14 protein-coding genes are annotated in these 13621 nt (G+C 66.9%); 5 read left to right on the forward strand and 9 right to left on the reverse strand.

Annotated elements, in window-relative coordinates:
- The 4 genes from mmsA to QRN26_RS18085 form a co-directional block, all read right to left on the reverse strand.
- Positions 1 to 1067, reverse strand: a 1067-nt coding sequence (gene mmsA / locus QRN26_RS18070; RefSeq protein ID WP_285037794.1) for a CoA-acylating methylmalonate-semialdehyde dehydrogenase, incomplete at its 3' end; no start/stop codon positions are given.
- Between the two features lie 53 nt (positions 1068 to 1120).
- Entirely contained in the window at positions 1121 to 2047 is a 927-nt protein-coding gene (locus tag QRN26_RS18075) for a class I fructose-bisphosphate aldolase (protein WP_285037795.1), read from the reverse strand.
- Positions 2044 to 3036, reverse strand: coding sequence for a 5-dehydro-2-deoxygluconokinase (gene iolC, locus QRN26_RS18080; protein ID WP_285037796.1), 993 nt, complete (start codon positions 3034 to 3036; stop codon positions 2044 to 2046). The genes QRN26_RS18075 and iolC overlap by 4 nt, the downstream gene beginning before the upstream one ends.
- 219 nt (positions 3037 to 3255) lie before the next feature.
- A complete protein-coding gene (locus tag QRN26_RS18085; protein WP_285037797.1) occupies positions 3256 to 4278 on the reverse strand; it encodes an amidohydrolase family protein in 1023 nt (340 codons plus the stop codon).
- 93 nt (positions 4279 to 4371) lie between these two features.
- On the opposite strand from QRN26_RS18085, the gene QRN26_RS18090 reads away from it, so the two are divergent.
- Positions 4372 to 5136 carry a TetR/AcrR family transcriptional regulator gene (locus tag QRN26_RS18090; RefSeq protein ID WP_285037803.1) on the forward strand — a complete coding sequence of 255 codons (765 nt, stop codon included), beginning with the start codon at positions 4372 to 4374 and terminating at the stop codon, positions 5134 to 5136.
- On the opposite strand, the gene QRN26_RS18095 is transcribed toward QRN26_RS18090, so the two are convergent.
- Positions 5133 to 5696: a TetR/AcrR family transcriptional regulator gene (locus QRN26_RS18095; RefSeq protein WP_285037798.1), complete on the reverse strand. Its 564-nt coding sequence runs from the start codon at positions 5694 to 5696 to the stop codon at positions 5133 to 5135. The genes QRN26_RS18090 and QRN26_RS18095 overlap by 4 nt on opposite strands.
- Positions 5697 to 5809: 113 nt before the next feature.
- Here QRN26_RS18095 and QRN26_RS18100 point away from each other — a divergent pair, with 113 nt between their 5' ends.
- Positions 5810 to 6973: an epoxide hydrolase family protein gene (locus QRN26_RS18100; protein ID WP_285037799.1), complete on the forward strand. Its 1164-nt coding sequence runs from the start codon at positions 5810 to 5812 to the stop codon at positions 6971 to 6973.
- Between the two features lie 518 nt (positions 6974 to 7491).
- A complete protein-coding gene (locus QRN26_RS18105) occupies positions 7492 to 8307 on the forward strand; it encodes a COG4705 family protein (protein ID WP_285037800.1) in 816 nt (271 codons plus the stop codon).
- Here QRN26_RS18105 and QRN26_RS18110 read toward each other — a convergent pair.
- The 4 genes from QRN26_RS18110 to QRN26_RS18125 all read right to left on the reverse strand — a co-directional run bounded on the left by QRN26_RS18110 (position 8280) and on the right by QRN26_RS18125 (position 12027).
- Positions 8280 to 9692: a sensor histidine kinase gene (locus QRN26_RS18110; RefSeq protein ID WP_285037801.1), complete on the reverse strand. Its 1413-nt coding sequence runs from the start codon at positions 9690 to 9692 to the stop codon at positions 8280 to 8282. The two genes, QRN26_RS18105 and QRN26_RS18110, sit on opposite strands and share 28 nt — an antisense overlap.
- A gap of 8 nt (positions 9693 to 9700) precedes the next feature.
- Positions 9701 to 10381 carry a response regulator transcription factor gene (locus QRN26_RS18115; protein WP_056006395.1) on the reverse strand — a complete coding sequence of 227 codons (681 nt, stop codon included), beginning with the start codon at positions 10379 to 10381 and terminating at the stop codon, positions 9701 to 9703.
- Positions 10382 to 10437: 56 nt separating this feature from the next.
- A complete protein-coding gene (locus QRN26_RS18120) occupies positions 10438 to 11280 on the reverse strand; it encodes a COG4705 family protein (protein WP_056006398.1) in 843 nt (280 codons plus the stop codon).
- 105 nt (positions 11281 to 11385) lie between these two features.
- Positions 11386 to 12027, reverse strand: coding sequence for a DedA family protein (locus QRN26_RS18125; RefSeq protein WP_056006401.1), 642 nt, complete (start codon positions 12025 to 12027; stop codon positions 11386 to 11388).
- A gap of 196 nt (positions 12028 to 12223) precedes the next feature.
- On the opposite strand from QRN26_RS18125, the gene QRN26_RS18130 reads away from it, so the two are divergent.
- Both QRN26_RS18130 and QRN26_RS18135 read left to right on the forward strand, forming a co-directional pair.
- The gene (locus QRN26_RS18130) at positions 12224 to 12613 is read left to right on the forward strand and encodes a VOC family protein (RefSeq protein ID WP_056011263.1); all 390 of its coding nucleotides are present in this window, start codon (positions 12224 to 12226) and stop codon (positions 12611 to 12613) included.
- 60 nt (positions 12614 to 12673) lie between these two features.
- Positions 12674 to 13138 (forward strand): DUF8821 family protein, encoded by a 465-nt coding sequence (locus tag QRN26_RS18135; RefSeq protein WP_285037802.1) that lies wholly within the window; start codon positions 12674 to 12676, stop codon positions 13136 to 13138.
- Positions 13139 to 13621: the final 483 nt, after the last annotated feature.

Consider the following 13621-nt stretch of genomic DNA (forward strand, 5'->3'; position numbering starts at 1 on the left):
TTGCGGCCGTCGACGACGATCGTCGCACCGTCGGCCTCGGCGATGTCGAGGTAGGAGGCGACCTTGTCGCGGTGCACCTTCGTGACCAGCGGTCCCATGTCGCAGTTCCGACGGCCGTCACCGATGCGCAGCGTCGCGGCGCGCTCGGCGATCTTCGCGATGAGTTCGTCCGCGACGGGCTCGACGGCCACGACCACCGAGATGGCCATGCACCGTTCGCCCGCGGAGCCGAAGCCGGCGTTGATGGCGGAGTCGGCGACGAGGTCGAGGTCGGCGTCGGGCAGGACGAGCATGTGGTTCTTCGCCCCGCCGAGTGCCTGGACCCGCTTGCCGTGCGCGGTGCCGGTCTCGTACACGTACTTCGCGATCGGCGTCGACCCGACGAAGGAGATCGCGCGGACCTCCGGGTGGGTGAGGAGTCCGTCCACGGCTTCCTTGTCACCGTTCAGCACCGTGAACACGCCATCGGGGAGCCCGGCCTCTTTCCAGAGCTTCGCGAGCCAGATCGCCGCGGACGGGTCCTTCTCGCTCGGCTTCAGCACGACCGTGTTGCCGGCCGCGATCGCGATCGGGAAGAACCACATCGGTACCATCGCGGGGAAGTTGAACGGCGAGATGATGCCCACGACCCCGAGGGGCTGCTTCGTGGAGTACACGTCGACGCCGGTGGAGACCTGCTCCGAGAACTCACCCTTCAGGTGGTGGGCGAGGCCGGTCGCGAACTCCACGACCTCCTGCCCCCGCGTGATCTCACCCAGCGCGTCCGAGACGACCTTGCCGTGCTCTTCGGTGATGATCTCCGCCAGCTCACCCTTCTTTGCCTCCAGGAGTTCTCGGAACTTGAACACGATCTGCTGACGCTTCGCCAGCGACAAGTCACGCCAAGCCGGGAACGCCTTCGTAGCCGATGCGACAGCTGCTGCGATCTCGTCCTGGTTCGCGAGCGCGACGTGCTTGGTGGCGACACCGAGCGCCGGGTCGTAGACGGGGGCGGTGCGACCGGAGGTGGAGGGGGCTTCAGCGCCGTCGATCCAGTGGGGGACGACGGGGAGGGAGTCAGTGCTCATGATGCGGGTGGTTCCAATCTGTGGAGGATCGACGCTCGGAGCGGAGCGGGACGTCAGGACGGGAGGTCGCCGTGGACGAGACCGGCGGCGGTGTCGACGGCGGCGGTGACGTCGCCGTCGGCGGGGTAGATGAGGGTGCGTCCGACGACCAGGCCGCGGACGCCGGGCAGTTCGAGGGCACGCTCCCAGGACGAGTAGACGTCGTCCTGGTGACCGTTCGGCTCGCCGCCGAGGAGGAGTGTCGGCATGGTGGTCGCCGCCATGACGCGCTCCATCTCCTCGACCACCGGGAGTTTCATCCAGGTGTACGCGGAACTCGAACCGAGGCCGGCGGCGATGGCGATCGAGGTGATGACGGCCTCCGGCGAGAGGTCGTTCACGATCCGACCCTCGCGCCACTCGCTCATGAACGGCTCGAGCATGATCGGCACCCGAGCCGCGGCGGCCTGGTCGACGGCGCGTGCGTTCGCCTCGATCGTCGCGACCGATCCGACATCGCCGAGGTTCACCCTGAGGAGGGTCTTGGCGAAGTCGAGACCGTCGCGGACGATGCCGGGAATGTCGTAGCCGGTGAAGCGGTCGTCCATTTCGAATGCGGCGCCGCGCAACCCGCCCCGGTTCATCGATCCGACCACGACCTTGTCGTCGAGCAGACCGAGGAGGGCGAGGTCGTCGATGATGTCGGGGGTGCCGAGCACGCCGTCGACGCCAGGACGCGAGAGCGCGAGCGCGAGGCGGTCGAGGAGCTCGTACCGGTCGGCCATCGCCATCGTCTCGTCGCGTACCCCGAGGGCTCCGCGAGCCGGGTGGTCGGCGGCGACGATGAAGAGCCGGCCGTCACCGCGGATGAGCTCGCGGCGGCGGCGGTCGGTGTGGGCCCGGGTGATCGCTGCCGGGTCCGACGCGCGGACCTCGCGCAGGCGCTCGAACTCGGCTTCACGAAGGAAGCGCGATGTCCTGGTGTTGTTCACGATGGTCATCGGGCACCTCCGAGTTCTGCCGAACCGATGGTCCTGATGCTGTCGAGGATCTCGAGGACCTCGGCGGAGTTCGGCATGGCCGTCGAGCACTCACGCCGCGAAGCGACGATGGCCCCGGCGATGTTCGCGAACCGCAGGATCTTCTCGAGACCCCACCCTTCAATGAGGCCATGACAGAGGGCGCCTCCGAAGCTGTCCCCCGCGCCGAGGCCGTTCACGACGTCCACGAAGTACGGCGGTACCTCGACGGTCTCGTCGCGCGTCTTCGCGAGGACGCCCTTCGGGCCCTGTTTGACGATGGCGAGTTCGACGCCGCGTTCCAGCAAGGCGTCGGCAGCGCGGTGCGGATCGGTCTCGCCGACGGCCACCTCGCACTCCTCACGGTTGCCCACCGCGACCGTGACGTGTTCGAGCGCTCGCCCGACCTGGGCTGAGGCCTGCGCCGCCGAGTTCCAGAACATCGGGCGGTAGTCGAGGTCGAGGATCGTCAGGGGCCGACGGGCTCGGGCTTCCCAGGCGGTGAGATGCGCCGAACGACTTGGCTCCTCACTGAGTCCTGTGACGGTCGCCCAGAACACCTTCGCGCGGTAGATCGCGTCGAGGTCGAGCGACTTCGACGTGATCGTCAGGTCCGGGGCTTTCGGCTTGCGATAGAAGTACAGCGGGAAGTCGTCCGGCGGGAAGATCTCGCAGAAGGTGACCGGCGTCTGCAGCTCGGCCTCCCAGCCGACGAACTCGTCGGCGACGCCGAGACGTCCGAGTTCGCGGTGGACGTATCGACCGAAGGGGTCGTTGCCCGTCCGGCTGATGAGCGCCGTCGGGTGCCCGTGCTGTGCGGCCGCGACGGCGACGTTGGCGGCGCTTCCTCCGAGGTACTTGCCGAAGGTGTCGACGTCCTCAAGCCCGATGCCGTCTTGTAACGGGTAGATGTCGACGCCGACGCGTCCCATGGTGACGACGTCGTAGGTGGTGGCTGATGGAGCGGTCATACGTCTCTGTACAACTTTCTGTGAGCTGTTCGATGAGGCCACGACCAGCATACACAGAATGTCTTAACAAATGAACATGACCTGCAGAATCTCGGATGGAGAGCACGCAGGCCCTGTTCGAGGCAGACCCCCGGCTTGGAACCCATTCGGTCTTGGCCGGCAGGTGACGCGGCAGAATACTGGGTTCGACGAACGAATCCACAGCATCCGTCAGAGCGCTCACCGTCGTCGGGCGATCAACCTCTCCCAATTGCCGGAGCCGATGGCGATCTTCTGCTCGTGGGTGAAGGGTGCGCCCTCGAGGAAGCTGCGACCGACGCCGGCAGAGGTGTCGAGGAACGGGAACCCGCCGGGGCGGGTGCCGAACGTGTACGGATAATCCGTGGAGTAGACCATGCGCTCGGTGCCAACGACCTCGGCGGTCCATCGGAGGTAGCGCTCGGACACGGTGCCACTCCCGGCGATCCAGAAGTTCTGCGTCCAGTAGTCCAGGAGCGGGCGTTTAAGGCCCGCGTTGTGGGCCATGATGCCGGTGTGGTCGAGGTAGAACATGACCAGCTCGCCCCAGTGTCCGGCAACCACTTGGAGGTCCGGGTGGCGGTCGAAGACCCCACCGAAGATCATCCGCAGGTACTGCACGCCCAGGTCGTAGTACCAACCGAGGCCGGCGGTCGCCAGACCCATGCCAGCGGAGCCGAGGCCGGAATAGTAGGAGTCGATGACCCCCGGGACGGGTACCTGCGGATGGAAATGCAGGGGCACACCGAGTTCGACGGCCTTCGCGTAGAGCTCGTCATGAACGGGCGAGTCGGCCAAGACCTCCGCGGTCCGGCCGTAGAGCATCGCCCCGACGAAGCCGAGCCGCGTGACGGCACGATCGAGCTCCGCCGCCGCTGCGGCCGGGTCGGCAGTGGGAATCGTCGCCCACGCCTGGAACCGGTCTGGATGTTCCGCGACGATCTCGGCAAGGTGATCGTTCGCGTCGCGGGCGACGACCGGCGCGTCCCTTCCGGACAGATTCTGGACGCCCGGCGAGTTCAGCGAGAGCACTGCGACGTCGATCCCCTGGTCGTCCATATCAGCCAAGCGCTCCTCCCCTGTACTGCGAAGCCGTCGTGCGAACGGGTCATCGCCCCACCCGGCGTGAGGGTTCGGCTGCACGCCGGAGCGTTCCCAGGCATCGAGCACGAGCGGTAGTGCGATGTGCTCCTCGAGGGCGACGATGGTGATCTTCTCGGACATGGGTAGACCCTCCTGTGGGTGATTTCATCGATAACACTTTTCGCGTAGCGCCGATGTTATCACCCCTAACGTCATTGCGGTATCGTCGTGACCATGAGGGAACAAAGCATGGAGAGCCAACGGGGTCGCACCCGGGAGGCGATCCTCACCGCCGCCAGCGAGCTCATCGCGGAAGGCGGCGCCGGCGCAATGACCACCCGCGCGGTCGCGCTGCGTGCCGGCGTCCAGGCGCCCGTGATCTATCGGTTGTTCGAGGACAAGCAGGGTCTGGTTCGCGCCGTCGCCGCCCACGTCTTGGCAACGTACGCCCGCTCGAAGGACGTGGCCGACGACGACGCCGATCCCATCTCCGCTCTGCGTGTCGCCTGGCAGGCACATATCGACTTCGGCCTCGCCAACGGAGGGCTGTACCTCCTGATGAACGAACCCACCCAAGCGAGTGATGGAGCCGAAATCGATCTGCCTGCGGAGTTCCCCGACGTCCTGGCACTGCGAGTACGAGCGATCGCGTCGGCGGGTCTCCTGGCGATCAGCGAGGAGCGAGCAGTGGGCCTGATCCGCGCCGCTGGGGACGGGGCGATCCGGGCCCTCCTCGCCTCGACGGCCGATGCCGACCACGCATCGGCGCTGTCAGATGACATGCTCCACGCCGTGCTCGCGCGCATCGTCGCGAATGAGAGCAGTGTCACCGCGCGCCCTGTCGATGCCCTGCTGATCCAACTGCGTGCCGTGGCAGACGACCTCCCGGGGCTCAGCCCCGCGGAGCAGGCACTCCTCCGCGAATGGGCTGCCCGGAGCCTCAACCGGGAGACCACCTCGACCCGACACGTCACCTCGTCGTCGGACGCAAGGCCCTAGGCCGGAGCGTCGAGGATCTGGGCCACCCGGTCGGATGTGACGCCCAGCAAGAGCAGGCTCGACGTCGTGACGGCGCGCGCATCGAGCCCAACATCCGCGAGGCCGTGATCGGCAATGGAGAACACCGTCGACCACGCCACCTGCCCGAGCACCGCCGCCGGCAGGTGCACCCCGAAGACACCTTCATCCTGACCTCGTCGCACGAGCTCGGCGAGGGACCGATCCACTGGGGCGAGTTCAGCATGGATCTCCGCCCCAAGCGGGCCGCGCCGAAGAGCGACGAGGACTCTGTACCTGCCCACGAGCGGCCAGACCCGTCCGAGGAAGGCCGCCCACACCACATCCGCTGGGCCGGCGTCGATCGCACCGATGGCATCGTCGATCTCGAGGGCCGCCCGGCGGGTCAGTGCCAGCACGAGGTCGGATCGGCTGGGGAAGTATCCGTACACCGTGCGACGGACCACGCCCGCGGCTGTAGCGACGTCACCCAGCCCAGCTTCAGGATCGACTCCCAGCACCTCGGCTGCAGCGTCGAGGATGCGGTCTGCGGTCTGCGTCACATTGCCTCCTGAAGAGCGATCGCCGGAGATCGATCATTGCACATGCGTGTGCAATCGTCGTACTCTCGATTGCACACACGTGTGCAATGACCGCGCAGGCAGGAGCAAGACCGATGCATGAGACCACCACTTCGGACGACATCGACATCCGACCGTTCCGTATCGCCGTCGCGGACGACGAACTCGACGACCTCGACCGGCGCCTCGACTCCGTTCGATGGCCGACGGCCGAGACCGTGGACGACCGCTCCCAAGGGGTTCGCCTCGAGCGGGTGCGGGAGCTCGTGGACCGATGGCGCAATGGCTACGACTGGCGACGGACCGAGGCGACCATCAATGCCCACCCGCAGTTCCGCACCACCATCGACGGCGTCGACGTGCATTTCCTTCACGTCCGCTCGCCGCACCCGCATGCACTGCCGTTGGTCCTGACGCACGGCTGGCCCGGGTCGTTCGCGGATTTCGTGGGGCTCATCGAGCCGCTGGTAGACCCAGTGTCGTCCGGCGGCCGTGCGGAGGACGCGTTCGATGTCGTCGTCCCGTCGCTGCCCGGCTTCGGGTTCTCGGGAAAGCCGACGACACCGGGGTGGACGGTCGAGCGGATCGCGTCGGCCTGGGTCACGCTCATGCGACGGCTCGGATACCGCGAGTGGGTGGCACACGGCGGAGATTGGGGAGCCGCCGTCACCACCGCTCTCGGGGCATCCCGCCCGGAAGGGCTTCTCGGTGTGCATCTCAGCACGCCGTACGCCTTCCCCACGCAGATCCCGACCGACCTCGATGCGTCCGAACGGCGGGCGGTGGACGGACTCGCTCTCTACGCGGGAGCACTCGGCGGCGCGAACCACGTGCAGGGCACGGTGCCACAGACGCTCGGGTACGGGTTGGCGGACTCCCCTGTCGGGCAGGCGGCGTGGATCTGGGACAAATACGAGTCGAAGACCGACAACGCCGGCCGCGCCGACGATGCGATCGACGTCGATCGGATGATCGACACGATCGCGATCTCCTGGTTCACGAACAGTGCAGCGTCTTCGGCGCGCATCTACTGGGACAACCGATCGGCGACCATGTCCGGCCCCCACCTCCACCTCCCGGTCGCCGTCACCGTGTTCCCGAAGGATGTACCCCTGCTCCCGCGGTCCTGGATCGAGGACGCCTACAGCGACCTCGTCCACTTCGGGGAGGCACCACGAGGCGGCCACTTCGCCGCGCTCGAGCAGCCGGAGTTCCTCGCGAGCGAAATTCGCAGCGGACTGCGCGGGCTGCGCACCTGAACCCGGGGAGCACGCCAGGAGCGCTCTCGGAATCGGCCACCCGCCGGCGAACGCTGGCGCGGCACGCCCTGGCGATCCGAATGCTCTCCGCCTCGCCGAACTCTCATCGTCCTGTCAGAGAGGGCCTGCAGCTATCGCTCTATCCTCGGCGACACTCACGGTCACGAACGGGCACCCCGGCTCATGGGTGAGTCGGGATGCCCGTCGTACTCGGCGGTATGCCGCTCGGGTTACGGCATCGTCCAGCTCATGCAGCAATGGACCCGAGCGGGCCCGACACGGGCCCCCACCCACCATTGTTTGTGGGCGGAGAGGTCGTGCGCGATGAACGTGGCGCCGCAAACGCCTCGCTGGTCAAAGCCGGTAGCGGTGACGCCGGCGGATCTCATCGTGGCTCGGGATGTTTGTTCATCGGCGTTCCACCGACGAGAGGGGTGGGTGCTGGGCTGAGAGTGCTCTCAGAGCTCGGCGCTCGCTTTCCGTGTCATCTCTCGGGAGGCGCGTGCAGGCTCCCGCTCATGAGTGTTGTGACTGCGCCCGCGTCGGTCGTCGCGTCGAAGGTACCCGAGGTCACGGCGGTCTTCTGGGTGCTGAAGCTGCTGACCACGGGGCTCGGTGAGACGGCGTCCGACTGGATGGTGGTGCGCCTCGACCCGGTGCCGGTCGTGCTCGCTACGGCAGCACTCTTCGCAGCCTGTCTGATGATCCAGCTTCAGGCACCGCGGTACGTGGTGTGGCGGTACTGGTTGCTGGTGGGCATGATCGGGGTGTTCGGGACGATGGTCGCCGATGTTGCGCACATCGTCGTCGGGGTGCCGTACATCGTCTCGACGGCGGCGTTCGCCGTGGCACTCGCCGTGGTGCTGGGCGTGTGGTGGCGGTCCGAGGGCACGTTGTCGATCCACTCGATCACGAGCCGGCGGCGGGAGGTGTTCTACTGGGCGACGGTGTGCGCGACCTTTGCTCTCGGCACCGCCGTCGGTGACCTCGCCGCGCACGACCTCGGTCTCGGCTACGGCGGGTCCGCCATCGTCTTCGGCGTACTGTTCCTGCTACCGGGTCTGGCATACCGGTTCTTGGGTTGGTCGGCGGTCGCGATGTTCTGGGCGTCGTATATCGTCACGAGGCCGCTCGGCGCGTCGATTGCGGACGGGCTCGCGGTGGTGCCGTCGCGAGGCGGTCTAGGTTTCGGAACGGGTCCGGTGACGCTGGTCGCTCTCACCATCACGATTGGACTCGTCGCCGTCTTAGCGCGACGCCACACCCGCAACCCGATGCCCGCCGGAAAACGTTCAGGCGGCGCCGGTCAGCTGTCGTGCGACGGCGCCGCCTGAACGGCAGGCAGGCCGATGCGGATCGTCAGCCCGTCGCCCGGCCGGTTGTCCAGCTCGATGCTGCCACCAGCGTTCCGAACCAGTGCGGCGACGATCGCGAGTCCGAGACCGGTTCCTTGACCGCCGGTCCGCGAGGCATCTTGACGGGTGAAGCGGTCGAGTGCGAACGGCTCGAACGCCGGGTCCATCCCGCCGCCGGTGTCAGTTACGAGGAGCCACGCGAATCCTCCTCCAACGGCCAGCTGGACGTCGATCACCCCGCCGTGGCCGACGGCGCGCAGTGCATTGTTGAGCAGGTTGTCGAGGATGCGTCCGAACGCCTCAGCGCCGATCGGGAAGCTGCCAGTGTCCTCGGTCCCGTCGTCGGACGCCAGGAGCTCCGGCCCGTCGTACAGAATCGAGACCTCCGTGTCCTGTGCGCGGAACCGAGCACGGTCGGTCGCGTCATCGGCTTCACGACCGAGGGCTCCGATCGAGCTTCGAACACCGTCGTCGGCAGCTTCAATCGCCGAAAGTTCCAGTAGGGAGGTCACGAGGGCCGCCAGGCGGGTGACGTTTCGTCTGGCACCGTCGACGTCTCGCACCATCTGTTCCACTGAGGACGCTTCAGCGACCGCGATTTGCAGTTGGGTGTTCAGCAACGCGATCGGCGTGCGGAGCTCGTGGCTGGCGTCGGAGACGAGTTGCCGTTCCCGGCGGGCGGAGTCGCGCAGCCGCTCGATGAGCTCGTTCAAGGTGCGGGCGAGGTCCGAGATCTCGTCGCGAGCTTGGCCGACCGCGAGGAGTTCCGAGGACGACCCGGCGCTGAGGGCATCAGCACTCCGGCGAAGGCGACGGACTGGGCCGAGGGACAGACTGGTGAGCGCCCAGGCGGTCCCGGCAGCACCGACGGCGATCACCGCGAGGCCCGTGAACAGCAGCGTTCGCATCTGCGCGAGCACGGTTGTCTCTTCCTGGGCGTCTCGGGCTGCCACCACAATCCAGTCCCCACCGGCGACTGCGACCGTCGTCGACAGGACGATGAAGGACGCATCTCCCACCCGGACGTCGTGCGCCTGCCCGGATCCGCCCACATCCGGCAGCTTGTCGGCCAGCGAAGCCGGCAGTGTGTTGATGGGCGTCGAACCGTCGGGAGTTAGGACGGCGACGAGTTGTGATGGCCCGGGCGCGTCGAAGGAGTCGTCCGGTTCCGTCTGCAGGGCGACGACGTAGGGGGCGCTGTCGCTTGAGAGGACCGAGCTGGTGCCGTCGCGGACGATGCGTTCGATCTGCGCGTTCAGGACGATGCCCGCGGCGACTGCGATGAGGATCGCGATGAGGAGACTGCCCCCGGCGATCCTCATCCGGATGCCGAGACGGTCGATCAGCCTGCGGGTCGTCGCCACGGGGACCCTCACGGACCCTTCGAGGCGACGAGCCGGAAGCCGACGCCGCGGGTGGTCACGATGCGCACGCCCGCCCCGCTCTGCTCGAGCTTCCGCCGCAAGTAGCTCACGTACTGGTCGACGATGTTCGGGTCGATGTGCTCGCTGGTCTCCCAGACCTCTGCGAGGATGTCCGCGCGGGTCACGGTGTCGTCCACGCGAAGCGCGAGGACACGGAGCACGTCGAACTCCGTGCGGCTCAGTGGGATCTCCCGATCGCCCAGCCGGGCGCGATGGCGTGCGAGATCGACCGTCAGGTCGCCGAGCAGGATGCGGGCGGGTGCGTGCAGCGCGTCGCGGCGGCGGACGGCTCTGATGCGCGCGGACAGCTCGGCCAGGTCGAACGGTTTGACCATGTAGTCGTCGGCACCGGCGTCGAGCCCCCGCACCCGATCGTCGACGGCGTGCCGAGCGGTCAGGAGGATGATCGCGATCGTGGGATCCAGCTCTTTCAACCGGCGGCTGAGCTCGAACCCTGACATCCCCGGAAGCATCACGTCGACGACCGCGAGCTCGAACTCCGTGTCCGTCGCGAGTCCGATGGCGTCGATACCGTCGTGCGACTCGACGACCTCGTGGCCGTCGGACGCCAGCCCGCGAGCGAGCAGTTCCGTCATCTCGTGCTCATCGTCGACGACGAGGATCCTCACGACCTGCCCCCTCCCGCCTGTTGCCGGCAATGCCCACCCGGCCCCGTTTCCACATCCTAGGACGCAGCGAGCCGCCGGACGTCGGCTGCCGCTGAGACGGCCGACGGATCGGACGCCGCAAGCTGTCGACGCTGACGCGCGAGCTGCACTGTGAGGAAGACGACGAGGGCGATGATGACGATGCCGAATACCGCGCTCGTGGCGGTCGTTCCGAGCCCCAGCCCGCCGTCCGCGACCGGTTGGGAGGCGAGATCGCCGAGCGATGCGCCGAGTGGGCGGGTGAGGACGTAGGCGATCCAGAAGCACACCACGGCGTTGGCGTGGAAGACGACATACGCGATGGCGACGGCCGCGATGACCGCGGCGAACAGGACTGCGGCGAGCACGTATCCGAGGCCGAGCGCCTCCGACAGGAAGTCTCCAGCCGCAGTACCGAGCGCGAAGGTGAACAGGATCGCCCACCAGTAGAACGCCTCGCGGCGGCGGGTGACGATGGAGTGGATCGACAGGGTCCGCTCGCGCCGGAACCACACCGTGAAGGTCGCCCCGAGCAGGACGGCGAAGCCGAGCGTCGACGCCCACAGTGGCACCCCGACGACGTCGGTGAGGTTGTCGGTGATGAGGGTGCCGACGACGCTGATCAACACGACGGTGATCCAGTAGACCGTCGGCACGTAGCGCCGCGTCCGGAACTGGACCGCGAGGGCGATGAGGAACAGTGCGCCCGTCACGATCGACGTCGCCGTCAGGCCGAAGCCGAGCGTGTCGTTGAAGTAGTCGGCCGCGGTCTCGCCAACGGTGGTGGAGAACACTTTGATCACCCAGAAGGCCAAGGTGATCTGGGGGACCTTGCTGAGCAGCAGGTCACTGACGCGAGTGGATTCGAGTGTCGAGGGCATGCGTCAACGCTCTCGTTCCACCCTGCAGCCGGCCTGACTTTGACGACCCGCGTTCGTGAGGGTGCTCACAGAATGCGGTGCGCCCGCGCGTCCCGGACGGCTGGTTCAGCTGTCTGTGCGTCCCGCGCGACGACTTCGGATCACGCTGACGATGATCGAGAGGATGGAGATGACGACGATGCCGCCGAGGATCAGGTCGATGTATTGCGACACGAAGTCCGCGACGCCGGGGATCTGTCCGAGGAAGAACCCAGCGAGGATCAGCAGGGTCGGCCAGGCGATGCCGCCGACGATGTTGAAGAGCAGGAATCGTGGATAGTGCATGCGGGCGGTTCCTGCGGCGACCGGTGCAACGGTGCGGACCACGGGGACGAATCTCGCGATCGTCACCGTCGCGGGACCGTATCGGTCGAAGAATCCGTTCGTGCGCTCGAGGGTGGCCCGGCTAATGAGTCCCGCGGCCTTCCGCTCGAAGACCCGAGGGCCGACCCTCCTCCCGATGAGGTACCCGAGCTGATCCCCTGCGACCGCCGACACGGCGACCGCGAGAATGACGACTGCGACGGGCACCCCGATCACGCCGGAGAACGTCAGCACACCCGTAAAGAAGAGCAGGGTGTCGCCCGGAAGCACGAACCCGATCAGCAGTCCCGTCTCGACGAAGATGATCAGACACACGACGGCAAGCGCCCACCCGCCACTGCTCTGGATGATGGACTGAGGGTCGAAGAGACCGGTGTGGATCATCTCCCGAGGCTCGCACGTCCAGCGGAACTGCGCCCTCGAATGCGCACCGACACCCTGAGAGTTCTGACAGAACCGACGCCAACGCGCGATCCACCAGACCTGCCGGTGACACACCCGCTTGTCGAGACACGTGCCGGCCGAGCACACTGGAGCACGACGGGCATTCGAACCCGTGATCGTCGCGAAGGAGTGCCCGGTGCAGTGGAGTCTCGAAGTCGTTCCTGTCAGCGTCGCCGACGTCGACCAGGCGAAGGACTACTACGCCCAGCAGGTCGGATTCCACGTGGACCTCGACGTCCGGATCAGTGACGAGCTCCGCATCGTGCAACTCACACCGCCCGGCTCACGTAGCAGCATCCAACTCAAGACTGGCGAGACCCGTCTGGAGGGCCTGCAGCTCGTCGTCGACGACATCGATCAGGCACGCGCCGAGTTGGCCGACCGCGGTGTCGACGTGAGTCCAGTGACACACTTCGAAGACGGCGTCCGCCTCGAGGGCCGAGGTGGCGACTGGAACTCATTCGTCCTCTTCGCCGACCCCGACGGGAACACCTGGGTCATCCAAGAACGCCCCCAAACCAGCTGACGGCCACCGCGTGTGCATTTCGCCCTACAGTCGGATGGGTCGGTAACCGAGGAGGAACCAATGTCGTACGTCGTCGATTTCGCCACGGTGTCGGAGGTCGGGCTCGAGTCGTCGCCGGTGGCTGCGGCACTGGCCGGACTGCGGGCCAACGAGGCCCGCTACTTCCAGAACAAGTACGACCACGTCTTCACAGTCAGCCCCGCGAGCCAAGTGCCGGAGATCATCGAACGAGTGCACCGCATCTTGCAGGACGAGCGCAGCCTGACGATCGAATCCAGACCGCTCGAAGCCACCAGGTTCGAGGTGGAGGGCATCGACATGTCCTATGTGTTTTACGAGTCCGGACTCTCCATCAACGTCATGTACACGATCGAGGACGGTGGGAAACGCGCCGTCGGGTTCAAGCTCTCCGACGGTATGGACGTGCCGGCCGAACTCGAGTCGAGGTTCAAGTTCGCCCGCCAGAAGTCGAAACTCGCCGGCACCATCCGCGGCTCGTATTTCGTGATCAAGAGCTTGTACTGAGGATCGACCCACGGCGCTTGAACCCTCACCGGTTGTTCGCGCGTCAGTACCGCAGTCATGGCTACGCTGGCGACCATGACCACGATGACGGCCTGCCGCAGGTGCGAACGTTGCTAGCGGGCAGCGACCAAACGCATTCGGAGCGGAGCCGTACGCTGCCCGGAACCGATTGCGTTCGGTTTTTGCCTCTCCTACGCGCCGCCGCTCGACTCCTCGTGGGACGTCATGCAGGTGTCCACGCAGGCGTGGGCGGGGATGCTCGGTCGGTGAAGCGCTACCTGACTTCGACAGCGGGTGTGGTCCGGGTGCGGAACACGCACTCCGTTGAGCAGTGGTCGTCGCGGTCTGGACACGCTGCGAGCCCATGATCGGCCTGGTCGAGGCGGGCGCGTTTCTCGTCGATCTGCCGCACCCGTTCCGCCAGAAGTGGGCGGAGCTGGTCGCGGACGTCGGTGCAGGAGTCGTCCTCCAGCGACCGGAGAT

It is taken from the genome of Plantibacter sp. ME-Dv--P-095, assembly GCF_030209365.1.
Taxonomy (GTDB): Bacteria; Actinomycetota; Actinomycetes; order Actinomycetales; family Microbacteriaceae; genus Plantibacter.